This window comes from Nocardioides sp. Soil777, assembly GCF_001428425.1.
GTDB lineage: Bacteria > Actinomycetota > Actinomycetes > Propionibacteriales > Nocardioidaceae > Nocardioides > Nocardioides terrigena.
Genome location: NZ_LMSN01000001.1, coordinates 145154 through 170605 on the forward strand (window position 1 = coordinate 145154; position 25452 = coordinate 170605).

A 25452-nucleotide genomic window follows, 5' to 3' on the forward strand; every position below is an offset into this window, starting at 1 on the left:
ATGAGTCTGACCGACCGGCTTGCAGCAGCTCAGCGTTCTCGTTCACAGAGCGCTGCATCGGACGCCCCATCCGCAACACCGAGCAAGTCTGCGGAGTCAACGGCTACCGCTGGCGTACCTGCATCGACGGGGACCTCGCTTGCTGCCCGCACGTCCGCTGAGACGGGCAAGCGAGCATCCGGGCGCGACCCGTTCGGCGACGTAAAGCGGATCGTCCACGCACGACTGGTCGAGACCCTTGGCCCCAAGCTCTACGACGCGCACATGACCCAGTCCGAGCTCGAGCAGCAGGTGCACTTCGCGCTGCAGACAGCGCTGGCAGAGACAGACCAGCCGATGTCGAGCGCCGACCGAGCACGAGTCTCGCAAGAGATCGCCGACGACATCCTGGGCTACGGCCCACTGGAACCGCTCCTGCGGGACCCGGACCTGTCCGAGGTCATGGTCAACGCCTTCAACAGCATCTACATCGAGCGCAGCGGCAAGCTGGTCAAGACCGAGGCGGCATTCAACGACGAGGCGCACCTGCGGCGCACGATCGACAAGATCGTTAGCAAGATCGGTCGACGCGTCGACGAGACGAGCCCCATGTGCGACGCCCGTCTTCCGGACGGCAGCCGGGTCAATGCCATCATCCCGCCGTTGGCTCTGGACGGCTCCAAGCTCACCATCCGCAAGTTCTCCGAGGACCCCTACACGGTCGAGGACCTCATCAACTTCGGGTCCCTCACCCGTCCCTCGGCCAACCTGCTCGAGGGCTGCGTGCGCGGTCGTCTCAACATCCTGGTGTCCGGCGGTACGGGTGCAGGGAAGACCACCACCCTCAACGTGCTGTCGTCGTTCATCCCGGAGGACGAGCGGATCGTCACCATCGAGGACGCGGCTGAGCTCCGCCTACACCAGGATCACGTGCTACGGCTGGAGTCTCGTCCCGCCAATATCGAGGGCAAGGGAGCGGTCACCATCCGTGACCTGGTCAAGAACTCGCTGCGCATGCGCCCCGACCGCGTGGTCGTGGGCGAGATCCGTGACGCAGCGGCGCTCGACATGCTCCAGGCCATGAACACCGGTCACGACGGATCCATCTCGACGCTCCACGCAAACACCCCTCGCGACGCACTGTCTCGTCTCGAAACCATGGTGCTCATGGCGGGCATGGACCTGCCGGTCCGCGCGATCCGTGAGCAGGTGGCCAGTGCGGTCGACCTCATCATCCAGCAGACCCGTCTCAAGGACGGCACCCGCCGCATCACGGCCATCACCGAGATCGTGGGCATGGAGGGCGACATCATCACCACCCAGGACGTCTTCCTCTTTGACTATGCCGCCGGCGTGGACGAGAACGGTAAGTTCAAGGGCGGCCTCAAATCCATGGGCCTGCGGCCGCGCTTCCTCGAGCGCCTCACGGACCACGGCGTGCACGTAGACCCTGCGGTCTTCGCCAGCGGTGGCGGACTGTGATGATGCCGCGATCTCGGACGCGTCGCGTCGTCGCCCCCTTCCTACTGACCGCGTTCTGCACGCTGGCGTACGCCGCGCCGGCCCATGCCGAGGACGAGATCACCATCGACCACGTCGAGACCACGGACGGCACGGTCTCGATGGTGCTGTCGGTCGACGGCATCCCGGACGGCACGGTCGATCCGTCGACCGTGGTCGTCGAGGTGGACGGCCGAGAGGTCTCCTCGCGAGCCAAGACCGTCGCCGCAGGAGACATCCAGCGGTCCGCTGTCCTCGTCCTCGACGCCAGCAACAGCATGGCCAACAACGGCAAGTTCGAGGCGGCCGTCACCGCGGTGGGTGCTTACCTGGACGCAGCCCCGGAGGACGTCGCCATCGGCCTGGTCACCTTCGCCGGCGACGTGGTCGAGTCGATTAGCCCCACCACGGACCACGCGTCCGTCGCGGCCGCTCTGGACACGGTGACCCTGGAGAAGGGCACCAGCGTCTACGACGCTATGCGCGAAGGCGTCGAGGTCGTGGGCGACGATGGATCTCGCTCGTTGCTCGTCCTCTCCGACGGCGCCGACACCTCCAGCGACTCCACCCTCGATGTCGCCATCAACGACGCCATCGACTCCGGTGTCGTCGTCGATGTCGTGTCGATTGGCAGCACAGGCAGGGCCGAGGGACTGTCCAGCATTGCGGACGACACCGGCGGCGCGGTCATCCCGGCAGATCCGGCGGCGCTGGGCTCCGTGTTCACCGCCCAGGCGGACGCCCTCGCCCAACAGCTCCTCGTGTCTTTCGACTCGCCCGCTGATGTCTCTGGCGAAGCGACAATCACGACCAGCGTCCTAGCCGGCGAGAATTCCTACGTTGACTCTGCCTTCGTGGCCCTCGAATCGGCTGACGCGGGCGTACAGGTGGTGGAGCACGGAAAGGCTCTTGTTAGTCGGCCACTTATGCTGCTCGGCGTCGGCGCGGTTTTCCTCGGGCTGGTGGGATTGCTTGGCACCGTGCTGTCGTCACCTGGCAAGTCATCCGCTGAACGACGACTCGACGCCTACCTTGAGGGCCCTGATAGTCGGGGTGGCCGACGCCGATCCGCCGCGTCGGGATCGACGGATCTCAAGGACTCTGCGGTCGCTATCACCTCGAAGGTCGTTAATGCCGACCTCGAGACCCGCATATCGCAACGTTTGGCGGGAGCAGGGTCCGCACTCACTGCCGCCGAGTGGGTACTGCTACACGCTGGCCTCGCAGTTGGTGCCGGGCTCTTCGGGTTTCTAATGAGCGGGGTCCCACTGGCATCGGCCGGTCTGCTGGCTGGTTTGATCCTTCCCTGGCTTTACCTCAAGTGGCGTCACCGTCGCCGTCTGGGTGCCTTTAACGGACAACTGGCGCAGACTCTTGGCCTCATGGCCGGTGGACTCCAAGCGGGGCTCTCGCTGCCCCAAGCAGTGGACAGCGTGGTCCGCGAAGGTCACGAGCCCATGGCTGGGGAGCTCAAGCGTGCATTGATCGAACAGCGCCTCGGCGTGGACCTAACCGAGGCCCTTGACGGCGTCGGGCAACGGATGGAAAGCGAAGACTTCGAGTGGGTTGTCATGGCCATCCGAATCCAACGTGAGGTCGGTGGCAATCTTGCCGAGATTCTGCACACGGTTGCTGACACCTTGCGCGAGCGCGAGTATCTGCGGCGTCAGGTGAGGGCCCTCAGCGCCGAGGGTCGACTGTCCGGCTACATCCTCACGGGTCTTCCGCCGGTCATCGGCTTGTACATGTACTTCGTCAACCCCGAGTACCTTGCTGTTTTGTACACAACGGGTATCGGTGTTGTGATGTTGATCGCCGCCGCATGCTTGCTCATGATCGGGACTTTTGCCATGTACAAGTTGGCCCAAGTGGAGGTTTGAGAGATGACCAGCACTATGTTCCTCCTCCTGGGCGGCGGCTTGATCTTTGTAGCCTTGGCCTTGTCCCTCTCCCTTATCGGGGTCGTCACCAGTGAGCGGCGCGGCGTTGCTCGGTCGGTTGCAGCGATTCAGGCTCTCGACTCCGCGCCCAGCATCCTTAAGGACGAGTTGGAGCGCCCTTTCTCAGAACGTGTCCTCGGTCCGTTGGGCGATCGATTCGTCAACACTGGCCGCAAGATGGCGCGCGCCGATACGGCCCAGAAACTGCAGCACCGCCTCGATATAGCAGGCAACCCACCTGCATGGGACGTCAATCGCATCATGGGCCTCAAGGTTCTGGGGATGGGCGTTGTTGCCGCTTTGGCCTTCATGTATCTCATCGGCGGCACTTGGCCCACCTATCGAGTCCTGTTGGCCACGGTCGCGGCAGGGGGAGCCGGGTACGTCCTCCCTAACGTCCTTTTGTACAACGCCGGGGTCAAGCGCGAGAAGCTGATGCGCAATTCGCTACCGGACGCGATCGATTTGCTAACGGTCTCCGTCGAGGCCGGTCTCGGTTTCGACTCGGCGGTGGGCAGGGTCGCAAAGAACACCGAAGGCCCGCTCTCCCAGGAGTTCGCACGACTCCTCCAGGAGATGCAGATCGGTGTCGGGCGCACGGAGGCCATGCGTGCCATGGCTGAGCGCTCGTCGCTGGCTGACCTCAAGTCCTTTTGCCTTGCAATGGTCCAGGCAGACAGCCTCGGCATCCCGATCGGTCGGGTGCTTCGCATCCAGAGTTCGGAGATGCGGACCAAACGTCGCCAGCGGGCGGAGGAACAAGCTCAGCAGGTGCCTGTTCGGATCATGATCCCACTCGTCCTCTTCATTCTTCCTTGTCTCTTTATTGTCATCCTTGGGCCTGCTGGAATCCAGATCGCCGACACCTTCGCCAGCACCAACAACTGATGCGTCCCAAGGCGCCGCCAGACGGTGCGGCAACGTCCCCTTCGTTGACGCCTTGGCGGGTGACCACTGCAGCACGAGCATTCGCGCTCGCGCTCATTGCGGGCACCGTTTTGGGCGAAGAATCGGCCACGGAGGCCGCGCCGCTGCTGGTCACTCTGGTCGTGATTGGTGCAGTGTCGACGGCCCTGGAGTGGAACGTCACAAGCCACAGCCGCCCTTGGATCCCGATCGGTGAAGCCTTCCTTGTGGCTGTACTTCTCGCCAGTGCTCCCATGCAGCCGAGCCTCCTGGTCTATCTGGCCGTGCCCCCGATCGCCGCAGGAGTACGCCACGGTTGGGTCACCACGGTGAACGCCGCCTTTGTTACCGGCGTGACCACCCTCGCAACGCTCGCTCTCACCGCAGACACTGGCGTGAGGAGCGAGCGGGTGCTCGAGTCCACGCCGTGGATGGTCATTGGCATGGGGGTCGGACTTCTTGCTAGCTGGCAATCCCGGTCGATGAGAGACATCGAGGCGCGCAGGGCGCCGTACGTCACCGCCAACCAGCTCGTGTCTCAGTTGCACGCCCTCGCCAGTCACGGGTCCGTCGGTCTCGACAGTGTGCAGCTCGCCGGAGAGCTCGAGACCGCCCTGCGCGCCGCCACCGGCGCCGACAGGTCTGCCGTCTTCGTCCACGGTCGGCGGTCCGACCCCGACTTGCTCTCGTCGTACGGCGACCAGGTCCTGACGCAAGCCGCACACGGACCTGACGGCGACCCGCACATCGAGACTGTGTGGCTACACGGCGGTGAGCAGCGCTTGGGTTCCGTCGTCCTGGTGCGCGAGGCCGGTTGGACGGACGAGCTGAGAGCCCGCGCGCAGTCCGTGGCGGACGAGTTCGTTCTCCGCCTCGACACCGCGGTGCTGTTCGACGACGTGCGCCTCATGGCGACCGCGGAGGAGCGCAACCGGATCGCGCGCGAGATGCACGACGGGGTGGCCCAGGAGATCGTCGCGCTCGGCTACATCGTGGACGAGATCGAAGCCGCCTCCGACCAGCCCGAAACGCAGCAGCTGGCCGCCTCGCTGCGCGAGGAGATCAGCCGGGTCGTGACCGAGCTGCGCTTCTCCATCTTCGACCTGCGTCACCAGATCGCCGAGCATCGCCTCTCCGGCGCACTGGCGGAGTACGTCCGGGAGGTGAGCCATGGCACGGAGCTCCGGGTCCACCTGCTCCTCGACGAGTCCGGGCCGGCGCTGCCCTCCCGCACCGAGATGGAGCTCCTTCGCATCGCCCAGGAGGCCATCGGCAACGTCCGCCGCCACGCCCGCGCGTCGAACCTCTGGGTCACCCTGGTATCCGACGGGTCGTGCGTGCGACTCGAGGTGGAGGACGACGGGGTGGGCAACGCCGCGCCCAAGGACCGCCACTGGGGCCTCCAGACCATGCGCGAGCGAGCGGCCACCATCGGTGCCGACCTGCGCATCTCGTCCCGGCATGACGGTGGCACCGTCGTCTGCCTCCAGACCCGACAGCCCGCCTCCCCCGAAGGGAACCGCTCACATGAGCACCACAGTCCTGCTCGTCGATGACCACGAGCTGATCCGCCAGGGCCTGGCCCGCGCCTTCGAGCGCGACCAGGACATGACCGTGATCGGCCAGGCCGGCAACGTGGCCGAGGCACGACAGGCGTACGCGGATCTCCTTCCCGACGTCGTCGTGACCGATCTGCAGCTGCCCGACGGGCACGGCCTCGAGATAGTCCGATCCGTGCGCGAGTTGAGCGATACGACCGGTGTCGTGGTCCTCACCATGCACGCCGGCGACGACCAGATATTCGCGGCCATGGAGGCGGGTGCGTCGGGCTTCGTGGGCAAGGACAGCCGGGCGGCCGAGGTCATCAGCGCGGCGAAGCACGCCGCGGTGGCACCGCGTACCTTCCTCTGCTCGGGACTGAGCGCGGCCATGATGCGCCGCGCCTCGGCGCCCGTCACCCCCAAGCTCTCCGGCCGGGAGGAGGAGGTGCTGGCGCTCCTCGCCGACGGCCTCGGGACCGGGGAGATCGCCGGTCGCCTCTACCTGAGCGAGTCCACGGCCAAGACGCACATCACCCACATCTACCAGAAGCTGGGTGCGGCCAACCGGGCCCAGGCCCTCGTGACGGCGATGCGCATGGGACTCCTCGACCACCTGTCCCCGCAACGGTTCTGACGGCCTTAGCCGGCTCGCCCAAGGCGCCCCGATCCCTCCCGGGAGACGGGCGCCATTACCATTCCCGGGCCCCTTCCGGGCGGGTTCCGGAAGAGCCGCCCCAGCGGGTCATCCGCGCGTTCCGGAGGGTGGTGGGGCACTAGTCACATGGAACTAGCGACCTACGGCCGATCACCCGATCCGCGGGGACTGGCAACGGACCATGATTCTTCTTGACGGGTCCACATGGGGCTCGGACACCTTCGGACCCATCCTTCACGAACCAGGGGTATCACCATGATCCAGTTCCTCACCATCATGCTCAACGCTCACCGCGACGAGGAGAAGGGCGCCACCGCGGTCGAGTACGGCCTGATGGTCGCTCTCATCGCCGTCGCCATCATCGTCACCGTCCGGGCCCTCGGCACCGGTCTCGACGGACTCTTCCAGCAGGTCACGGGCGCTCTCTGAGTCCAAGTATCTCTCATCAGGCCGGCGTCGCAGTCCTGCGGCGCCGGCCAGATGTCTTTAAACGAGGAGCAGCATGAAACGCCTTCAGCGACGCGTACGCGTCGAGCATGGAGCTACAGCCGTCGAGTACGCCCTCATGGTTACCATGATTGCTGTGGTCGTTGCAGGCAGCGTTCGGCTGTTCGGAGCACAGGTGGCTACCCTCTTTGGTCCCGTTATGGCTGGCTTTTGACCATGTTCCCCTGACGAGTTGATGCGACTTGAGAGCCATCCGCTCACGCACCGTCGGGCGGCTCCTCACTACCGCTGCGACCGCCCCGGTGACCGGGGCCGAAGATTGCCTCCAGCGCCAACCAGCGCTGCATCTCCATGAGTATCCCCGCCTATCCCGTCGCCGCGAGTGCGGCAACGTCATGCCCGGGTCTCGATTTGCCGGCTGATCCCGGCCCGGACCGAGCTCGTGAGCAAGGTCCCAGCGCAAAGCTCCGCCGCGACGTCAGTCGCGCCCGGTCACGACGACAGCGATGCCAGTCGGTCCCGCCACTGCTCGATGAGCGCCTCGACGGTGGTGCCGTGTCGACGCAGCGCATCTTCCATCGGCGTGCCATTGGAGGCGCGACGGTAGACATCCAGCAGCGCCCGCTCACCCACCTCGTCGGCCAGCGTGGCGCAGGCGAGCCAGGCCAGCTCGTAGGCCGCCTCGAGGTCCGTGGCCCGGGTGTCGAACTCCGCCGGTCCGGGCAGCTGACGAGGTGCACCATCACGACGCACCTGCTCGATCGCCCGCGCGGCGGTCGTGGATAGCGGGAGCGTTACGTCGCGCAGCGCGACGTAGTCGGCGAAGCCCTCCAGCAGCCACAGGTCCACTGCGCTGGTCGCAGCATCGGTGGCCACGTGCACGAGCTCGTGGCTCATCACGACCTGGGCGCCGGCACCGCGGAGCCCGCGCGTCACGTCCGGGTTGACGAAGACATGGACGGGAGCGTCGGGGCTCCCCGACCCGTCCACGGTGGTGGTCACTGCAGCGATGCCGGCGTACGTGCCCTCGGCGGCGTCCAGGGTGGTGTCCAAGGCCGCCGCCGACGCCGGCACCTCGATGACGGCCGACGGCTGCCAGTCCGGCAGCACGCGCCGCACCACGACGGTGCCGCGGGCAACCCGCCGGGCGTACGTCGCCGCCTCGCGCGCCGCACCCGGTCGTGACGACGCAACCATCACCAGCGCCTCGTCGGAGCGGCGTACGTCCAGAGGACCCTGGAGCCAGAGCGGCTCGATGCCGTCACCGACGCCGCCGAAGCGGCGGATCGCCACCGTCTCCCCGTCCGGCACGAAGGTCACCGCGACCTCCGCGGACGCGGGCTCGCGGTCGAACCCCTCGAAGCCCCAGGTCAGGACCACCTGCGCCGTCCACGAACTGTCATCGGCACCGGCGCCGGCGCCGGTCTCGTCAACGTAGCGCGCCGAGAAGTCGACGACGTCGAGCGCGCCGGCGTTGTCGGCAACCGAGCCCATCAACGTGGCGGCCGCGGCATCGCCCGCGGGAGCCAGCGCTCGCGCGGCCTTGGGGTCGTGCGACTCGACCGCCTCCTCGAGGAGATGGAGGGTCGAGGCCGCAGCGCCCGGACGTGGACCTGCCGCGACGACGCTGCCTGGAGTGACGCGGTGCGTGTCGTCGCGCATCCAGACCAGGAGAACGGCAAGGACCAACAGCCCCGTGAACAACGAAAGACCGGCCACCCACCAGCGTGGGCGACCGGTCCTCGGGGTCGGGCGATCAGCCAGGGCGGACCGCACCGACGTACGGCATCGAGTAGAGACCCGTGACCTGGACGCCGGTGCTCGGGTTGGCGGCGTGCACGATCATGCCGTTGCCGATGTACATGCCGACGTGGCTGATCGGGCTGTAGTAGAAGACGAGGTCGCCGGGCTGCAGGGCGCTGGCGGCGATGTGCGCGCCCGAGCCGTACTGCGCGCTCGACGAGTGCGGGAGGCCGACACCGGCGGCGCCCCAGGCGCGCATGGTGAGGCCGGAGCAGTCGAAGGCGCTGTCGCCGGTCGCGCCGTAGACGTAGGCGTCGCCGACCTGGGCCATGGCGTAGCTGACGGCGGCGGCGGCACGACCCGAGGCGGGGACGGAGGCCGGCATCCGGGTGGCGCTGGTCGAGCGCGACGTGGTCTCGTTCGAGGTGGCCAGGAGGCGCTCGCGCTCCTCCTCCTCGAGGGTGGCGAGGAGCTCCTTGGCCTCGTCGAGCTTGGACTCGACGGCGTCCTTTTCCTCGGCGAGTTGCGCGGTGGTGGCGGCGATGTCGGAGGCGCGGTCGGCCGTGGCCTCCTCACGCAGCGTGAGGGCCTCGACCTCGGTCGAGTAGTCGGTGAAGAGGGAGTCCTGGAGCTGGCTGAACGACGACATGGTCGACAGCTGGCCGAGGAAGGCAGCGGGGTCGTTGGAGACGACGACCTGGCCAACAGTGGAGATGCTCTCGCCCTCGTACTGGCGGCGGACGGAGTCGGTGACCTGCGCGCGGACGGCCTCGAGGCGGGCGTCCTGGCGGCGCTCGTCGGCGCGGAGGGAGCCGAGCTCGCGGCGCAGCTCGGTCAGGTCGAGCTTCGCGTCGTTGTAACGCTCCTGCGCCTGCTCGGCCTCGTGGTAGAGGCGTTCGACGCGCTCCTTGACGTCCGCAATTTCCGGCTCGGCCTGAGCGGGAGATGCGGGGACGAAGCCGATGGCGGCGATGGCCGTGATTCCCAGCAGGGCGCTGCCGAGTCGCTTGCGGTCGTACGTCACGAGGCGGGGGGTCCTTCGCTGTCGTCACGTCTACCGGGTGAGCTGACGGGTTCGGGCAACGACATGCCCTACGACCCCTCCACAGCGGTGGCTGTTCTCGAGGCCGATTCACCCCAGGTGGGACGTGGTTCCCCGGCTCCTGGCACCCCCGGCTCGCACCGGTGGCGTGTGGATTAGACGCGGTCTGCGCATGGACCCGTGTGGCCCATTGCCACGCACACCAGCGGACACTGTAGACCGGGCGGTGGGCACCGGCCAATCCCTGGTCCACAGAGTTGAAACGTGTCGTGCGTGTGAGGTCGAACACAGCGGTCAGGCGGACTCGACCACCGGCCCCGCCACCGGCTCGACGAGACGGAGCGGCGGGACGAGCCCGCCCTGAGCGAGTATGGCGAGCGCCGCGCGCTCGTCGTCGTCGAGCGTGAGCTCAGGGGGAGGTCCGAGCAGCACGGTCACCACACAGTCGTGGCAGGCCAGGCCGCGGACCACACAGGTGTCACAGTCGATGCGTGTCATGCAGCGCACCGTGGCAGGCCCCACCGACAACGGTCTGCCCGTGAGTGTCGACCGCGTGTCGGCGTACGGCGTCAGGCCTGCTCGTGCGGGTCGACTCCGGCCTCGTTGCGGGCGACCATCTCGATCGCGTCGTCGCGTCCGCACCAGCGGCACGACACGGTCTCCACGCTCTCGTCTCGCAGGGTCTCCTCCTCGACGACATGGTCGCCGGCGAGGTCGAAGTGCCAGAACTCCGTCGTACGCCGGGTGCGGGTGACGTCGAAGCGCGTGAGGTTGCCGCAGCCTCCGCAGCGCCAGCGGTGCGTAGCGTCGGGGATCTGTGCGGGCACGGTGCCTCCAGGGGTCGGGCGTGGATCTTCGGGCGGACCGGAGCAGCCTAGTGACCGACGCGCGGGGCACGACCTCCCGTCCGTTGTCGGTGCCGCGATCTAGCGTCCCCACCATGAGCAGTGCCGCCCCGACCGTCTCCCGCTGGGAGGCCCAACGCAGCTTCGACGAGCTGGGGCGACCACTGCGCGACGTCACGTTCTGCGTCGTCGACCTCGAGACCACGGGCGGGTCCGCGGCCGGCGGGTCGATGATCACCGAGATCGGCGCCGTCAAGGTCCGGGGCGGCGAGGTCCTGGGCGAGTTCCAGACGTTGGTCAACCCGCGCTCGGAGATCCCTCCGTTCATCGCCGTGCTCACCGGCATCACCAACTCGATGGTCAGCGACGCCCCACCGATCGAGTCTGCGCTGCCCGCATTCCTGGAGTTCGCAAAGGGCTGCGTGCTCGTCGCCCACAACGCGCCGTTCGACGTGGGTTTCCTCAAGCACTTCGCTGCCGAGCACGACCACCCGTGGCCGCGATTCGAGGTCCTCGACACGGCCAAGCTGGCCCGACGCGTCGTCACCCGTGACGACGCGCCCAACTGCAAGCTCTCCTCGCTCGCGCAGCTCTTCGGCTCCACGACGACGCCCAACCACCGTGCGTTGTCGGACGCCCGCGCCACCGTCGACGTGCTGCACGGCCTGATGGAACGGCTCGGCGGGCAGGGGGTGCACACTCTCGAGGAGCTCGCGACCTTCACATCGCGGGTTTCGCAGGCCCAGCGCCGCAAGCGCCATCTCGCCGAGGGCCTCCCCCGCCTGCCCGGCGTCTACCTCTTCCGCGACGAGCGCCAGCGGGTGCTCTACGTCGGCACCTCCAAGGACCTGCGCAGCCGGGTGCGCTCCTACTTCACGGCGTCCGAGACCCGCACGCGCATGGGCGAGATGGTCGGGCTGGCCGAGTCGGTCACCGGCATCCCTTGTGCCACTCCCCTCGAGGCCGAGGTGCGCGAGCTCCGACTGATCGCGGAGCACAAGCCGAAGTACAACCGCCGCTCCCGGTTCCCCGAGAAGGTGCACTTCGTCAAGCTCACGCGTGAGGCCTGGCCCCGCCTGTCCCTCGTGCGCCGGGTCCTCGACGACGACGCCGACTACCTCGGCCCGTTCTCGTCGAAGAAGACCGCGGAGAAGTCCCTGGCCGCCCTGCACGAGACCTTTCCGATCCGCCAGTGCTCCGACAAGCTCGCCCGCGAGCCCTCCCGCTCACCGTGCGTGCTGGCCGAGATGGGCAAGTGCCTGTCGCCGTGCGACGGCAGCGTCGACACCGCGACGTACGCCGCCGTGGTCCGGCAGCTGCGCGACACCCTGCTGCACCGACCCGACGAGGTGGTCGAGGCCATCAACCGCCGGATGACGCTGCTTGCCGGGCTCGAGCGCTTCGAGGAGGCCGGCGTCCACCGTGACCGGCTGGCCACGTTCGTGCGGGCCGCCGCGCGCACGCAGCGCCTGTCCGCCCTGACCCGATGTCCCGAGGTGGTCGCGGCACGGCGGGAGGACGACGGGCGCTGGAGCGTCCACGTCGTCCGCCACGGCCGGCTCGCGGCCGCCGGGGTGATCCCACCGGGCACCGACGCCCACAGCTACGTCCGCGAGCTGTGCGCGAGCGCCGAGACGGTGCGCACGGCTCCCGGACCCGTGCCCGCCGCCACTGCGGAGGAGACCGAGAAGATCCTTCGCTGGCTGGAGTCTCCCGGCATCCGTCTCGTCGACGTCGACGGTGAGTGGATCTGTCCGGTTGGGGGTGCCACGCGGCACCTGCCGCTCTACGACGCGGTCAACCAGTCACGGCTGTCGCTGGTGCCCTTCGACGAGCAGCGGCTGCCGGCCACGGTGCACCGCCCGGCCCGTTGACCGGGTCATTGCGCCACCTGGTCGAGCGGTCGCCCGTCGGTCGAGCGGAGTCGAGACCTAGTCGAGACCGAGCGAGAACGCCGACTCCAGGTCGTGCCGCGAGAACGTCCGGAAGGCGATGTGCGTCTCGGTCGCCGTCACGCCGTCCACCTTGTTGAGCGAGTCCGCGACGACGGCCGCGATGTCCTCGTGCTTGCTGACCCGCACCAGGGCGATGAGGTCGATCTGACCGGTCACCGAGTACACCTCACTGACCCCGTCCAGAGCGGCAATGGCCTCGCCGACCTCGGGGATGCGCGCGACGTCGGCCTTCACAAAGACGATGGCGGTGATCATGGACCAACGGTAGCCCCACGTCGTGTTCATCGGCTCCTAACAAGCTCTCTCTGACCACAGTGACGCCGATCGGTCCAACGTGGTAGTCCGTTGTGACTAGAGGGTGGCCATTTACCCTCCATCGCCGTCGTGTGAGACCTAGCGTGTTCCGGTCTGAGTCACCGACGAAGGGGAGTCCCGGGATGTCGCACATCACTGCTGGTCGCAGAACGGTTGGGGCTAGCCTCACCGGCGTGGCGGCTCTGGTCGTCACGCTGCTCGGCCAAGGCAGCGCCTTCCCCGCTCCGCCCCAAACGCCCACCAACCTGCAGGTTTCCCAAGACCCAGCGAGCTCGTCAACGAGCATCCTCACCTGGGATCACGTGGCCGGCGCCACCCGCTATCAGATTCTGGTCGACGACAACTCCGACTTCTCTTCCCCGTACGAGTCCGCGTCCACCGCAAGCAACACCTTCGTACCCACCAAGAACTTGACTCCGGGTACGACGTATTGGCGAGTGATCGCGTCAAACGCCCTCAACGAGAGCTCGTCCGCGACGTCCAGCTTCGCAGCTCCGACCGGCGCGGTCCCGGTGCCGCTTTTGCCAACCGCCGGCGACGACCTCCAGCAGCCCGGTGAGCCACCGCTCCTGCGGTGGACCGCCGTGCCAGGAGCAGTGGAGTACACGGTGCTGGTCGACGGTGACGACGACCTGAATGGCGCACTCACATACAAGACCAAGACCACGTCTGTTGTCGTCGATGTGCCTCTCGACAAGGGCGACTGGTACTGGCAGGTCACCGCGTCAATGGCAGGGGGCGTGAACTCGCCGCCCAGCAGCCTGTCCTCCTTCGACATCCTCGCTCTTCCCGCACCAGATCTGCGATCGCCCGTCGACGCCGCGGTTAGCGATGGCCCAGTCCCCGACCCGGTCCAGGACATCCGCCTCGACTGGGACCCAGTGCCGGGAGCCAAGAGCTATAAACTGGAGGTAGCGCTCAACGCCGACTTCACCACGATGGTCTCCCCACCACCGCCGACCATCATCTACGGTACGAGTTTCTCTCCACCGGTCACCTGGGACAACACCTCCTACTACTGGCACGTCCGCGCCGTCGACGCCGACGGCAACGAGTCCGCGTGGAGTGAGTCGTGGTTGTTCCGCCGAAACTGGCCCCACAAGCCTGTCGCGGAGTACCCGGCGAGCGGCACCGGACCCCTGGTTGAGGTGGGCGATCCCGTGTACTTCCAGTGGAGCCCGGTAAGGCACGCCTCGGAGTACGAGCTGCAGATCAGCACCGACGAGGGTTTCTCGGACGGCATCGTCACCAAGACCTGCGTCATTGCAGGTACCACATATACGCCGGGCATATTTGCCGTGAACACAACCGACCGCGGCCTCCCGATGCCGTTCCGCCCCGACGAGGACTGCGAGCCGGTTCCCGGGGCGACGAACTACTGGCGGGTGCGTCCCTTGGACCGCCCGTTCCTCAAGGGTGCTCGTGTCCCCGCGGGGATCTGGGGCTTCTACAGCGATGCGGAGAAGTTCAAGTACCTGCCGCCTACGATCACCGGGATGAGCCCGACGGCCGGCGCCACCGTCGACGTGCCAACACTCCAGTGGACGGCAACCAAGAGCGCTGAGACCTACACGATTGAGGTCTTCAAAGCGAATGGCACGTCTGCCGTGCCGAAGGTGACCACGTCGGCTACGTCGTACACCATCAGTGGGCGGGAACAGCTCAAGCCGAGCGACGGGCCCTTCACATGGACGATCTATTCCACGTCCACCGATGGCATCTCGTCCGTGAAGTACACGAACGTCTTCTACGTCTCCGGCAATCCTCCGGGAGCGCCCAACAGCCCCACGGACTACTTGAGGCCTATCGCACCAGGCATCGGCGATCCCGGGACGAAGGACGCACCGAATCTCCGGTGGCAGCCGCACCCTGACGCGAAGTACTACCGCGTACGCATTGGCATCGCCGCTGACATGAACCAAGTGTGGTTCGGCGACGATCCCGAAGCGCTGTGGAACAAGGACGTGCCGTACGCCGCCATGACCGAGACCTCACGCGCCCTTCTGGCGCCGGGCGACTACGACTGGCAGGTGAGCGCGTATCGCGCCGACAACACTCTCATCAGCCGTGGGGTTGAGGGTCGCTTCACCATTGCGCCCTATGACGCCATGTCGGGCTTCAGGCTTGCCCTCAACGGTGGCGCCACAAACACGGCGGGATCTTCGTGCGTGCCAACCGAGGGAGTGTGCGTCGTCCCGTCCACCCCCGTACTGCGCTGGGATCCGACCCCTCGCGCCTCCTTCTACATGGTCTACGTCAGCTACGACCGCGACTTTACGAACCTTCTCGAAGAGCCCCGTGCCATCCCGGCGACCACGAACACCATGTTCGCGCCCACTCTTTCCAACCAGATCTGGGCCTACCCGGACTCCCAGGCCGGCGACGCGGACTCGGCGCTGTACTGGTACGTCAGGCCGTGCCGGGGCGAGAACAATTGCGCCCTTCCGCCGACCGGTGGCGCCCGGCCGCACCACCACACCTTTAAGAAGCTCTCCCCAAAGGTGGAGCCCCAGGAACCGGCGGACGGCAGCGTCGAGACAGGCACCGAAGTTACTTTCAAGTGGCGGGATTATTTCGACACGAACCAAGAGATGGTCTGGTCGCAGACCGTCGAGAAGGGCTCGCAGACCGCGATGCTCTACCGGCTCCAAATCAGCGACAGCCAGACGTTCGGCACGCTCCTCGAGGACGTACAGGTTGACCAGCCGACCTACACCTCACCTGCATTGCTCTACCCGGAGGGCACGTCGTGGTGGCGAGTCCAGGCGATCGACTCCAAGGGCAATCACCTCGCATGGTCCACGCCGCGGTCGTTCAAGAAGGAGAGCCCCCGGGTCAACCTCCTCGGACCCGTGGGAAACGCTGTCTCATCCGAGACCCGACCGTTCACGTGGGACTCTCAAGCATTCTTGGGCGCCTACGAGATTGAGGTTTACAAGGACGAGGACACAAACTGGTCGTCCCCCAATCGGGTATTCGCCAAGACGGTGCGCACCTCCGCCCACGCGCACACAGCGCCCCTTGCACCGAGCAGCAAGGCTTACGTGTGGCGAGTGCGTCGGGTCGACCCTAAGAATCAGCTCTACAAGGGCCCTTGGTCTCAGCCCGGCTTCTTCCAGGTGGCCTCCGACCCGTTCGAACTCCTGGCTCCCGCCGAGGCATCCGTCCAGGCTCCGACCGGTCCCTTGTTGCGCTGGAAGCGTCTCACTTCCGCGAGCACCTACAGCGTGGAAGTCCGCAACTCGATGAACTCGATCGTTGCCTCCACCGAGACCGTAGCCACGGCCTACGCTCCGACGGCGGCTTTGTCGACAGGTGCATACACATGGAAGGTCACCGCACGCGATGCCGTAAACAACGTGCTCGGAAGTCTGTCGCGGACCTTCACCGTTGACGCCGCCCTCTCGGCGACGACGGCTCCGCAGGTCCAGTCGCCAGCCGGCACCGCGATCGGGTCCACGCTGACGGCTACCGAGCCTGTCTGGAACCGTGCGTTCGTGACAAACACTTACCAGTGGCTGCGTTCGGGGTCGATCATCAACGGCGCCACAGGCGCGAGCTACACCTTGGTGAATCTCGACTACGGGAAGCAGATTTCCGTGCAGGTCACCGGGAGGCGCGCAGGGTACGCGGACGGGACGACGACGAGCCCTGCTATCTCTCCAGTGGCCGGGGACGGGCTGATCCCGGAGATCCCTCCGACGATCTCGTGGCCGACGATGCCAGCGGCACCCGCAGTGGGTGCCTACCTCACGGGTCGAAACGGCACGTGGGCAAATGCACCAAGCACGTTCACGTATCAGTGGCTCCGATCCGGGGAACCAATTGTTGGTGCTGTCGGCACGACCTACCAACTGACAACTGCGGATGCGGACAAGCCGGTTAGCTTCCGTGTCACTGCGACGCGCACCGGCTACAACAGCGGCGTCGCTGAGTCCGAGCCAGTCATCGTTGCCACGTTGGCCGCCACCACACCCGTACAGGTCGGCACCCCAGGAGGAAGCGGTGTTGGCGCAACGCTCACGAGTTCTCCCCCTGTATGGAACCAGCCCGATGTCACGACGACGTACCAGTGGTTGCGCGACGGGTCGCCCATCCCCGGCGCCACCACCCAGACGTACGTGCTCACCGTGACGGACTTCAACCGAACGGTCTCCCTGCGCGCGACGGGGCGCAAGCCTGGATACACCGACGCAGCCTCTACCAGTCCGGGCATCGTCGGTACGGCTGGGGACGGCCTCAGCCCGACTGTCCTGCCATCGATCTCCGGTACTCCAAGTATTGGAGCATCCGTATCGGCAAGTCCCGGGACTTGGGTTGGGGCACCGTCGTCATACCGGTACCAATGGCTGCGCAATGGTCAACCCATCCCTGGAGCGACCTCGTCGACGTACCGCGTGGTTGCGACCGACGCTCTGGCACAACTGAGCGCGCAGGTAACGGCGGTCCGATCCGCATACAAGGACGCGACGGCCACGACTGCAGCGGTCACGGTCCCCAAGATGGTGTCCACCACGACTGCAAGCGTCTCGCCCTTCACTGTATCGAAGAGCAAGCGGGCCAAGCTGACGATCTACGTCCGGGCGAACGGGGTCACTGGTCCGACCGGCAAGGTCACCATCAAGGACGGCAAGAAGAAGCTCAAGGTGCTCAGCCTGTCGGCGAGCAAGGCCGGCAAGGTCGTCTTCAAGCTCCCCAAGCTCAAGCCCGGCAAGCACAAGATCAAGGTCACCTACGCGGGCACCGCACAGATCGCCGGTTCCAAGGCCAAGGTGGTCAAGCTCATCGTCACCAAGTGACACAGCTGATCATCGAGCACTACAGTCGGCCCGCCGGATCCCCCGGCGGGCCGACTGCGTTCGCAGATGAGCACGACCAACCTGCCGGGCAGTAGCCTCCCCCGGTGAACTGGCTCGAAGACCACTGGCTCGACATCCTCGGCTGGGGCGGGAGCGCCCTCCTCGTCTACTCCCTGCTGCAGTCGCGCGTGCTGCGCTTCCGGGTGCTCAACCTCGCCGCGTGCGTCATCCTGCTCGCCTTCAACGCCTTCATCGGTGTGTGGCCGATGGTCGGCATGAACGCCGTGCTCTGCGCCATCAACATCTGGTTCATCGTCCAGCTGGTGCGCGACCGCCACGACGAGGAGGCCTTCGAGGTGCTCGAGGTCCGCGGTGACGACGAGTACTTCCGCCACGTCCTGCGCGTGCACGGCGCGGACATCCTGCGCTTCAACCCCGACTTCGTGCACGACCCGTCGGACACCGACCAGGACGCGTTCCTCGTCCAGCGGGGCGACGAGACGGTCGGCGTCGTGCTGCTACGCGCCGAGGGCGACACCGCCCACGTGCTCCTTGACTACGTCACGCCGCGCTACCGCGACTTCTCCCCCGGCGAGTTCGTCTGGCGCCGCAGCGGCATGCTTACCGAGCACGGCTACCGCCGCGTGGTCACCTCGCCCACGATGGTCGGCCCCTACTACGACCGACTCGGCTTTCAGCGCGACGGCGCCTCGTGGGTCTTGTCCCTGTAGATACCCAGGTTTGGGCTTCAACTTCTCTGGGCATGCGACCACTCTGGACTTTCACAGGAGGTGGCTGATGTTCGCCATGAAATGGCTCAACGACAACCGGATCATTGGATCCATGTTCTCCGTGCTGATCGTGGTCAACGCCTACGCGATCGCCGGCGGCCTCTACCGCTGAGCACCCGCTAGCGCGAGGAAGCCTCGACCCACCGGTCGAGCACGGCCTGCGCGTCGCCCGAGTCGATCGCAGCGGCAGCGCGCTCGACCCCAGCGGCCAGCGCCTCGTCCACCGGCGCACCCGGGGCGTCGTACACGGCCAGCGCCGCACCCGCGTTGAGGACCACCGCGTCCCGCACGGGACCCCGGTCCCCCGCGAGCATCTGGCGTACGACCTCGGCGTTGTGGGCAGCGTCGCCGCCGCGCAGGTCCTCGGTGGTCGCCGGCGCCAGTCCGTACGACGCGGGGTCGACGCTGTGGGTCGTGACCTGGCCGTCGTGGACCGCCCACAGCGTGGACGTCGTCGTCGTGGTGAGCTCGTCGAGCCCGTCGTCCCCGCGGAAGACCCACGCGTCGACGCCGCGCGCGGCGTACACGCCAGCGAGCACCGGCGCCATCCGGGCGTCGGCGCAGCCGATGGCCTGGGCGGCCGGACGCGCCGGGTTGGTCAGCGGGCCGAGCAGGTTGAAGGTCGTGGCGATGCCGAGCTCGCGGCGCGGGACGGCCGCGTGGCGCATGGCCGGGTGGAACGCGGCGGAGAACAGGAACGTGATGCCCGCCTCGGCAGCGATCGCCGCGACCCGCGGGATCGGCAGGTCGAGCCGGATGCCCAACGCCTCGAGCACGTCGGCCGAGCCCGACTTGGACGATGCCGACCGGTTGCCGTGCTTGACGACGGTCGCGCCGGCCCCGGCCGCGACGATCGCGGACATCGTCGAGATGTTGACCGACATCGACCGGTCTCCCCCGGTGCCGACGACGTCGAGCAGACGACCGGGCACGGAGATGGGGTTGGCGGCGGCGAGCATCGCGTCGGCGATGCCCGAGACCTCCTCGACGGTCTCGCCCTTGCAGCGCAGCGCGACGACGAAGCCGGCCACCTGGACCGGCGTCGCCTCGCCGGCGAACACCTGGTCCATGGCCCAGCGCGCCTGCTCACCGGTCAGGTCGTGCCCGCCCACCAGCGTGGTGAGGACGTCGGGCCAGGTGTGCGACGCGGCGGAAGACCCCGGAGAAGACATGGCCACCATGATGGTGGGGTCAGGACGTGGCGGGCACGGCGGGGCGCAGCAGTGAGACGACCGCCTCCGCGAGCTGCACCGGGTCGAGCGGGTGCGACACGACGGCCTCGGCGCGCGACCACGTGGCCAGCCACGCGTCCTGCGGGCGGCCGATCAGCACCAGCACGGGCGGGCACTGGAAGATCTCGTCCTTGAGCTGCTTGGCGATGCCCATCCCGCCGGCGGGCACGGCCTCACCGTCGAGGATCGCCAGGGCGATGCCGCCGGCGTCCATGTTCTGGATGACGACGGGCTCGGTGGCCACCTCGACGTACTCCAGCTCGGGCAGGTCGGGGTGGGGGCGACGCCCCAGCGCGAGGATGACCTGCTGGCGGGTGTCGACGTCGTCGCTGTAGACGAGGACCTTGAGCGGTCGCGTGGTGTCGGTCACGTCCGCATCGTATCGGTCGCCGCGCTGCGGGCCTCGCGCGCCTCGAGCATGTCGAGGCGCCGGTCCTCCCGCGCGGCCTCCTTGTGCGACGAGCGCACCCACTGGACGAAGAGCACGGCGAAGAACACCAGCCCGATCAGGTCACCCGTGGCCCACAGGATCCCGCCGGCCACGTGCTGGTCCTCCAGCATCGGCGGCAGCCAGGCGCCCATCGGCCCCTCCCGCAGCGCCGTGTAGTGCGACTCCCCGATGAGGGTGGTCTGGCCCATGATCGTGACACCGAGGAACGCGTGGAACGGCAGCGTCATGACGGTCAGCAGCACCCGGAACGGGTAGCCCACGCGCCCCGGCAGCGGGTCGATGCCCATCAACGGCCAGAAGAAGAGCGCGCCGACGGCGACGAGGTGGATGTGCATCATCTCGTGCACGAAGGGCGACGCGAGCGAGGCGTCGTACCAGGACGTGTAGTAGAGCGCCCACGGCGAGACGACGTACAGCAGGAACGCGAGCGGCGGGAAGGACAGCACCCGGGCGACCCGCGAGTGCAGCACCACGAGCAGCCAGGCCCGCGGTCGGGCGTGGAGCGTCCGGAGGGCGAGCGTGATCGGGGCACCCAGGGCGAGCGACAGCGGCACGACCATCGTGAGGATCATGTGCTGCACCATGTGCACGCTCAGGAGCGTGGTGTCGTAGCGCGCCAGGCCGGAGGCGGTGGCGAACACGAACGAGCCCATCCCGAGCACGACGAACGACACGGTCCGACCGACCGGCCAGCGGTCCCCACGGCGGTGCAGCATCGCCACGCCGACCAGGTAGACGCCGGCCACCCAGACGGCCAGCACGAACGGCACGGGGTCGATCCCCCAGTCGGTGAAGACTCTCCCGACGGTGAATCTCGGAAGGACCGGATCGGTCGTCCACGCGGCGGTCATCACGATGTGAACAATATGACGTGGATAGTGAGGGGGTCGGGGTGCCCTCCGAGGCGGCTACAGACATAATGGCGTCCGTGGCGACAGCAACAGCGATTCCGGCATCCCGACTGCACGGGCACCACGACCGACCCAGCATGGTCAGCGTGGGGACGATCATCTGGCTCTCCAGCGAGCTGATGTTCTTCGCAGCCCTCTTCGCGGCGTACTTCACGATCCGCGCCGTCAGCCCTGAGCTGTGGGCGCAGGAGACCGAGGTGCTCAACGTGCCGTTCGCGACGGCCAACACCGCGATCCTGGTGCTGTCCTCGCTCACCTGCCAGCTCGGCGTCTTCGCCGCCGAGCGCGGCCAGGTCGGCCGCACCGGCTCGGTCTTCAAGGTCAGCGGCTGGGGCCTGCGTGAGTGGTTCATCCTCACGTACGTCATGGGCGCGATCTTCATCGGCGGCCAGGCGCTGGAGTACGCCGAGCTCATCCACGAGGGCGTCACGATCCCGGACTCCGCCTACGGCACGATGTTCTACCTGACCACCGGCTTCCACGGGATCCACGTGACCGGCGGCCTGATCGCCTTCCTCCTCGTCCTCGGCCGCACCTACATCGCTCGGCGCTTCACCCATGAGCAAGCCGTGAGCGCCATCGTCGTGTCCTACTACTGGCACTTCGTCGATGTCGTCTGGATCGGGCTCTTCGCCACGATCTACCTCATCAAGTAAGCCCCCCGACCCGGACAGCTAGGACTCACTGTGCGCTTGTTGAACCGCTCCGCAGGTCGGATCTCCCGACACCGCCGCGGCCCCCTCGCCGGACTCGTCGTCCTCCTCCTCGGCCTGCTGATGACCGGTGGTCTCTACACCGCGTTCTCGCCGGCCCAGGCCGAGAGCACCAGCGACGAGGAGCTCATCGCCGAGGGCCGCGAGCTCTTCCTCGTGGGCTGCTCGTTCTGCCACGGCCAGAACGGCGAGGGCATCTCCACGGCCCGCGACGGCTACCAGATCGGCCCCTCGCTCGTGGGCGTCGGCGCTGCCGCCGTCGACTTCCAGGTCGGCACCGGCCGCATGCCGATGGCCAACCCCGGCCAGCAGGCCCCGCGCAAGAAGCCCGTCTACAACGAGGACGAGATCGCTGCGCTCGCGGCGTACGTCGCGTCGCTGGCGCCCGGCCCGGCCATCCCTAGCGAGTCCGACTACTCCATCGACGGCCTGTCGGAGGAGGAGCGCGAGGAGGCCATCAGCCGCGGTGGCCAGATCTTCCTCACCAACTGCACCGCGTGCCACAACTTCAACGGCGCCGGCGGAGCCATGCCGCGCGGCGGCTACGCCCCGACCCTGCACGGCGTCGAGCCCAAGTACATCTACCAGGCCATGCTGACCGGCCCGCAGACGATGCCCACCTTCAGCAACGGCAACCTCTCCCCCGAGGAGAAGCGCGACGTCATTGCCTACCTGGGTAGTCTCGAGGAGACCCCTGAGTACGGCGGCTTCGGCCTCGGCGGCCTCGGCCCCGTGTCCGAGGGACTGTTCGGCTGGGTGCTCGGCATCGGTGGCCTGGTCGGCTTCGCAGTCTGGATCGCCGCCCACACCACGCGCAGCTCGAAGATCAAGGAAGGGGCCGAGGCATGACCGACTCGCACGACAACACTCCGGCCGTGCCGTCGCACGGCAACCACACCCCGGCCGTGCTGGAGGAGCCGATCCCCAACCCCGGCCTCCCCGCCCACCAGTGGCGTCCCACCGACGTCGACGAGCGCGCCGAGAAGCGCGCCGAGCGCCAGGTCGCCGCGATGTTCGGGCTCTCCATGGTGTGCGCCCTGCTCTTCGTCGTCGCCTACTTCACGCTCGAGATCGGCGACAACTTCGACACCTTCATGGGTCTCGGAGCCTCCACCGTCGCGCTCGGCACCACCCTGGGTCTGGCCCTGCTGCTCATCGGCATCGGCATCATCCAGTGGGCCCGCAAGCTCATGGGTGACCACGAGATCGTGGAGATGCGCCACGCCGCCGCCTCGTCGCAGGAGGACCGGGACGCCACGCTCGAGGCCCTCGCCCTCGGCGGCGAGGAGTCCGGCATCGGGCGCCGCCCGCTGGTGCGCAACACGCTGATCGGCTCGGTCGCCCTGCTCGGCCTGCCGGCCGTCGTGCTGCTCCGCGACCTCGGCCCTGCGCCGGGCGACAAGCTCGCCAGCACCATCTGGGAGAAGGGCATGCGCGTCGTACGCGACGTGGTCGGCACGCCCATCAAGGCCTCCGAGCTCGAGATCGGCGACCTCGTCAACGCCGCTCCCGAGGCGCTGTTCCCCACCGAGGAGAACGGCTACCCCGAGATCGAGGGTGTCCCGCTCCAGGTCGAGAAGGCCAAGGGCGCGATCATCGTCGTCAAGATGGAGCCGGGCGACATCACTCCCGGTGAGGGTCGCGAGAACTGGACCGTCAACGGGATCATCTGCTACTCCAAGATCTGCACCCACGTGGGTTGCCCGATCTCCCTGTACGAGCGGACCACGCACCACGTGCTCTGCCCGTGCCACCAGTCCACGTTCGACCTGGCCGACTCGGCCAAGGTCGTCTTCGGACCCGCTCACCGTCCCCTCCCCCAGCTGCCCCTGGCAGTCGACGACGAGGGCTACCTGATCGCACAGAGCGACTTCACTGAGCCCATCGGGGCCAGCTACTGGGAGCGTGAGAAGCAATGAGTCTCGACACGAGCAAGGTCGCGAGCACCAACGGCTCGACCGCGGCGACCGCGTCCAAGCCGTCGAAGATCGGCGGCGTGGCCACGTGGGCCGACGACCGCCTCGGCCTGGCCACGGCGATGCGCAAGAACCTGCGCAAGGTCTTCCCGGACCACTGGTCCTTCATGCTGGGCGAGATCGCCCTGTGGAGCTTCGTGGTCCTGCTGCTCTCGGGCGTCTTCCTGACGCTGTGGTTCAACCCCAGCATGGGTGAGATCCACTACGAGGGCTCCTACGACCAGCTCCGCGGCATCGCGATGTCGGAAGCGATGGCCTCGACGCTCAACATCTCGTTCGACGTGCGCGGCGGCCTCCTGATGCGCCAGATGCACCACTGGGCGGCGATGCTCTTCATCGCCTCGATGATGGTGCACCTGCTCCGCGTGGCCTTCACGGGCGCCTTCCGCAAGCCGCGTGAGCTCAACTGGGTGATCGGCTGCCTGCTGCTGCTCCTCGGCACCCTCGAGGGCTTCACCGGCTACTCGCTCCCCGACGACCTGCTCTCCGGCACCGGCGTCCGCGCCGCGGACGGCTTCCTCAAGGCCACCCCGGTCCTGGGCAGCTACATGTCGTTCTTCCTCTTCGGCGGCGAGTTCCCGGGCGACGCGATCATCCCGCGGCTCTACATCATCCACGTGCTGCTCATCCCGGGCCTGCTGCTCGGCCTCATCGCCGCGCACATGCTGCTGCTCGTCTACCACAAGCACACGCAGTGGCCCGGACCCGGACGCACCAACGACAACGTCGTGGGCTTCCCGATGCTGCCCGTGTACGCCGCGAAGGCCGGTGGCTTCTTCTTCATCGTCTTCGGCGTCACCGCCCTCATGGGTGGCCTGATGACGATCAACCCGGTGTGGAAGTTCGGCCCCTACGACCCGACCAAGGTCACCGCCGGATCGCAGCCCGACTGGTACATGGGCTGGCCCGACGGGCTGCTGCGCATCATGCCCGGCTGGGAGTCGGTGATCTTCGGCTACACGATCTCGTGGAACGTCATGATCCCGATCCTCATCGTGCCGCCGCTGATGCTCGTCATCCTGATGCTGCTGCCCTTCCTCGAGGGCTGGATCACCGGTGACAAGCGCGACCACCACCTGCTCCAGCGCCCGCGCAACGCACCGACCCGCACCGCGGTGATGGTGTCCCTGATGACCTTCTACGGTCTGGCCTGGGCCGCCGGCGGCAACGACATCATCGCCATCAGGCTCGACCTGAGCATCAACCAGATCACCTACTTCATGCGGGTGGCGGTCTTCCTCGGTCCCCTGATCGCCTTCATCGTCACGCGCCGCTGGTGCATCTCGCTGCAGCGTCACGACAACGAGAAGCTGCTGCACGGCTACGAGACCGGCATCATCATGCGGTCCCCCGACGGCGGCTACGCCGAGCGTCACCTGCCGATCAGCGACACGGCGGCCTACACCCTCACGGCGCGTGAGCGCGACGAGATCTACACCGTCGAGGGCGACACCGACAGCAACGGCGTCGTGGCCCCGGGCTCCCGGGTCCAGGCGCTGCGGGCCAAGCTGTCGGACGGGATGTTCCGCCACAACGTGCAGAAGCCCACCGCGGCCGAGATCGAGGAGGCGCACCACCACGCCGCCCACGAGCACGAGCTCGAGGCCGGTCTCGACCACCCGGCGGACGGCCACCAGTTCGACGGCCACAGCGACCACACGGTCGAGGACGCTCCGCTCCGCGGCGGCCACTGACCACCGCACACGGCACG

Annotated in this window: 22 protein-coding genes and 1 riboswitch; of the genes, 14 read left to right on the forward strand and 8 right to left on the reverse strand. The window is 67.4% G+C overall.

Going from position 1 to position 25452, the window contains the following annotated elements:
* From ASG88_RS00735 to ASG88_RS24160, 7 genes are all read left to right on the forward strand, one after another.
* The gene (locus ASG88_RS00735; RefSeq protein ID WP_056885495.1) at positions 1–1461 is read left to right on the forward strand and encodes a CpaF family protein; all 1461 of its coding nucleotides are present in this window, start codon (positions 1–3) and stop codon (positions 1459–1461) included.
* A 2-nt stretch (positions 1462–1463) separates the two neighbouring features.
* A complete protein-coding gene (locus tag ASG88_RS00740) occupies positions 1464–3359 on the forward strand; it encodes a type II secretion system F family protein (protein ID WP_162259796.1) in 1896 nt (631 codons plus the stop codon).
* A gap of 3 nt (positions 3360–3362) precedes the next feature.
* The gene (locus tag ASG88_RS00745; protein ID WP_056885497.1) at positions 3363–4307 is read left to right on the forward strand and encodes a type II secretion system F family protein; all 945 of its coding nucleotides are present in this window, start codon (positions 3363–3365) and stop codon (positions 4305–4307) included.
* Complete coding sequence (locus ASG88_RS00750) at positions 4307–5881, forward strand: sensor histidine kinase (RefSeq protein ID WP_082599760.1); 1575 nt, start codon at positions 4307–4309, stop codon at positions 5879–5881. Before ASG88_RS00745 ends, ASG88_RS00750 begins: the two co-directional genes overlap by 1 nt.
* On the forward strand, positions 5853–6500 hold the full coding sequence (locus ASG88_RS00755) for a response regulator transcription factor (protein ID WP_056885499.1): 648 nt from the start codon (positions 5853–5855) through the stop codon (positions 6498–6500). Before ASG88_RS00750 ends, ASG88_RS00755 begins: the two co-directional genes overlap by 29 nt.
* Positions 6501–6776: 276 nt before the next feature.
* The gene (locus ASG88_RS00760; RefSeq protein WP_056885500.1) at positions 6777–6950 is read left to right on the forward strand and encodes a Flp family type IVb pilin; all 174 of its coding nucleotides are present in this window, start codon (positions 6777–6779) and stop codon (positions 6948–6950) included.
* Positions 6951–7023: 73 nt separating this feature from the next.
* The gene (locus tag ASG88_RS24160; RefSeq protein ID WP_082599762.1) at positions 7024–7182 is read left to right on the forward strand and encodes a Flp family type IVb pilin; all 159 of its coding nucleotides are present in this window, start codon (positions 7024–7026) and stop codon (positions 7180–7182) included.
* Positions 7183–7460: 278 nt separating this feature from the next.
* On the opposite strand, the gene ASG88_RS00765 is transcribed toward ASG88_RS24160, so the two are convergent.
* The 4 genes from ASG88_RS00765 to ASG88_RS00780 all read right to left on the reverse strand — a co-directional run bounded on the left by ASG88_RS00765 (position 7461) and on the right by ASG88_RS00780 (position 10580).
* On the reverse strand, positions 7461–8630 hold the full coding sequence (locus ASG88_RS00765) for a hypothetical protein (RefSeq protein WP_056885501.1): 1170 nt from the start codon (positions 8628–8630) through the stop codon (positions 7461–7463).
* A 94-nt stretch (positions 8631–8724) separates the two neighbouring features.
* A complete protein-coding gene (locus ASG88_RS00770; RefSeq protein ID WP_056885502.1) occupies positions 8725–9735 on the reverse strand; it encodes a C40 family peptidase in 1011 nt (336 codons plus the stop codon).
* 11 nt (positions 9736–9746) lie between these two features.
* Positions 9747–9925, reverse strand: a riboswitch (cyclic di-AMP (ydaO/yuaA leader).
* 122 nt (positions 9926–10047) lie between these two features.
* Positions 10048–10251 (reverse strand): hypothetical protein, encoded by a 204-nt coding sequence (locus ASG88_RS00775; protein WP_056885503.1) that lies wholly within the window; start codon positions 10249–10251, stop codon positions 10048–10050.
* A gap of 71 nt (positions 10252–10322) precedes the next feature.
* Positions 10323–10580: a hypothetical protein gene (locus ASG88_RS00780; protein ID WP_056885504.1), complete on the reverse strand. Its 258-nt coding sequence runs from the start codon at positions 10578–10580 to the stop codon at positions 10323–10325.
* A 113-nt stretch (positions 10581–10693) separates the two neighbouring features.
* On the opposite strand from ASG88_RS00780, the gene ASG88_RS00785 reads away from it, so the two are divergent.
* Complete coding sequence (locus tag ASG88_RS00785) at positions 10694–12472, forward strand: DEDD exonuclease domain-containing protein (protein ID WP_056885505.1); 1779 nt, start codon at positions 10694–10696, stop codon at positions 12470–12472.
* Between the two features lie 57 nt (positions 12473–12529).
* Here ASG88_RS00785 and ASG88_RS00790 read toward each other — a convergent pair whose 3' ends face one another.
* A complete protein-coding gene (locus tag ASG88_RS00790; RefSeq protein ID WP_056885996.1) occupies positions 12530–12808 on the reverse strand; it encodes an Lrp/AsnC family transcriptional regulator in 279 nt (92 codons plus the stop codon).
* A gap of 233 nt (positions 12809–13041) precedes the next feature.
* Here ASG88_RS00790 and ASG88_RS00795 point away from each other — a divergent pair, with 233 nt between their 5' ends.
* A complete protein-coding gene (locus tag ASG88_RS00795) occupies positions 13042–17667 on the forward strand; it encodes an Ig-like domain repeat protein (RefSeq protein WP_162259797.1) in 4626 nt (1541 codons plus the stop codon).
* 104 nt (positions 17668–17771) lie between these two features.
* Positions 17772–18398: a YgjV family protein gene (locus tag ASG88_RS00800; RefSeq protein ID WP_056885507.1), complete on the forward strand. Its 627-nt coding sequence runs from the start codon at positions 17772–17774 to the stop codon at positions 18396–18398.
* A 179-nt stretch (positions 18399–18577) separates the two neighbouring features.
* Here ASG88_RS00800 and trpD read toward each other — a convergent pair whose 3' ends face one another.
* Genes trpD through ASG88_RS00815 form a run of 3 tightly spaced genes read right to left on the reverse strand, consistent with a single transcriptional unit; the run spans position 18578 to position 20992 of the window.
* Positions 18578–19630 carry an anthranilate phosphoribosyltransferase gene (gene trpD / locus ASG88_RS00805; protein ID WP_200956304.1) on the reverse strand — a complete coding sequence of 351 codons (1053 nt, stop codon included), beginning with the start codon at positions 19628–19630 and terminating at the stop codon, positions 18578–18580.
* A gap of 19 nt (positions 19631–19649) precedes the next feature.
* Positions 19650–20060 (reverse strand): response regulator transcription factor, encoded by a 411-nt coding sequence (locus tag ASG88_RS00810; RefSeq protein WP_056885509.1) that lies wholly within the window; start codon positions 20058–20060, stop codon positions 19650–19652.
* The gene (locus tag ASG88_RS00815) at positions 20057–20992 is read right to left on the reverse strand and encodes a cytochrome c oxidase assembly protein (RefSeq protein WP_056885510.1); all 936 of its coding nucleotides are present in this window, start codon (positions 20990–20992) and stop codon (positions 20057–20059) included. Before ASG88_RS00815 ends, ASG88_RS00810 begins: the two co-directional genes overlap by 4 nt.
* A gap of 68 nt (positions 20993–21060) precedes the next feature.
* Between ASG88_RS00815 and ASG88_RS00820 the strand changes: the two genes are divergently transcribed.
* The 4 genes from ASG88_RS00820 to ASG88_RS00835 are packed head-to-tail and all read left to right on the forward strand — an operon-like array spanning position 21061 to position 25435.
* A complete protein-coding gene (locus tag ASG88_RS00820; RefSeq protein ID WP_056885511.1) occupies positions 21061–21708 on the forward strand; it encodes a heme-copper oxidase subunit III in 648 nt (215 codons plus the stop codon).
* Between the two features lie 30 nt (positions 21709–21738).
* Positions 21739–22614, forward strand: a complete 876-nt coding sequence (locus tag ASG88_RS00825) for a c-type cytochrome (RefSeq protein WP_082599763.1) — start codon at positions 21739–21741, stop codon at positions 22612–22614.
* A complete protein-coding gene (locus ASG88_RS00830) occupies positions 22611–23684 on the forward strand; it encodes a ubiquinol-cytochrome c reductase iron-sulfur subunit (protein WP_056885513.1) in 1074 nt (357 codons plus the stop codon). The genes ASG88_RS00825 and ASG88_RS00830 overlap by 4 nt, the downstream gene beginning before the upstream one ends.
* On the forward strand, positions 23681–25435 hold the full coding sequence (locus ASG88_RS00835) for a cytochrome b (RefSeq protein WP_056885514.1): 1755 nt from the start codon (positions 23681–23683) through the stop codon (positions 25433–25435). The genes ASG88_RS00830 and ASG88_RS00835 overlap by 4 nt, the downstream gene beginning before the upstream one ends.
* Positions 25436–25452: the final 17 nt, after the last annotated feature.

Coding starts and splice junctions, on each gene's coding strand:
- ASG88_RS00735 (WP_056885495.1), top strand. CDS start 1: ATGAGTCTGACCGACCGGCTTGCAGCAGCTCAGCGTTCTCGTTCACAG.
- ASG88_RS00740 (WP_162259796.1), top strand. CDS start 1,464: ATGCCGCGATCTCGGACGCGTCGCGTCGTCGCCCCCTTCCTACTGACC.
- ASG88_RS00745 (WP_056885497.1), top strand. CDS start 3,363: ATGACCAGCACTATGTTCCTCCTCCTGGGCGGCGGCTTGATCTTTGTA.
- ASG88_RS00750 (WP_082599760.1), top strand. CDS start 4,307: ATGCGTCCCAAGGCGCCGCCAGACGGTGCGGCAACGTCCCCTTCGTTG.
- ASG88_RS00755 (WP_056885499.1), top strand. CDS start 5,853: ATGAGCACCACAGTCCTGCTCGTCGATGACCACGAGCTGATCCGCCAG.
- ASG88_RS00760 (WP_056885500.1), top strand. CDS start 6,777: ATGATCCAGTTCCTCACCATCATGCTCAACGCTCACCGCGACGAGGAG.
- ASG88_RS24160 (WP_082599762.1), top strand. CDS start 7,024: ATGAAACGCCTTCAGCGACGCGTACGCGTCGAGCATGGAGCTACAGCC.
- ASG88_RS00765 (WP_056885501.1), bottom strand. CDS start 8,630: ATGCGCGACGACACGCACCGCGTCACTCCAGGCAGCGTCGTCGCGGCA.
- ASG88_RS00775 (WP_056885503.1), bottom strand. CDS start 10,251: ATGACACGCATCGACTGTGACACCTGTGTGGTCCGCGGCCTGGCCTGC.
- ASG88_RS00785 (WP_056885505.1), top strand. CDS start 10,694: ATGAGCAGTGCCGCCCCGACCGTCTCCCGCTGGGAGGCCCAACGCAGC.
- ASG88_RS00790 (WP_056885996.1), bottom strand. CDS start 12,808: ATGATCACCGCCATCGTCTTTGTGAAGGCCGACGTCGCGCGCATCCCC.
- trpD (WP_200956304.1), bottom strand. CDS start 19,630: ATGTCTTCTCCGGGGTCTTCCGCCGCGTCGCACACCTGGCCCGACGTC.
- ASG88_RS00815 (WP_056885510.1), bottom strand. CDS start 20,992: ATGACCGCCGCGTGGACGACCGATCCGGTCCTTCCGAGATTCACCGTC.
- ASG88_RS00820 (WP_056885511.1), top strand. CDS start 21,061: ATGGCGTCCGTGGCGACAGCAACAGCGATTCCGGCATCCCGACTGCAC.
- ASG88_RS00830 (WP_056885513.1), top strand. CDS start 22,611: ATGACCGACTCGCACGACAACACTCCGGCCGTGCCGTCGCACGGCAAC.
- ASG88_RS00835 (WP_056885514.1), top strand. CDS start 23,681: ATGAGTCTCGACACGAGCAAGGTCGCGAGCACCAACGGCTCGACCGCG.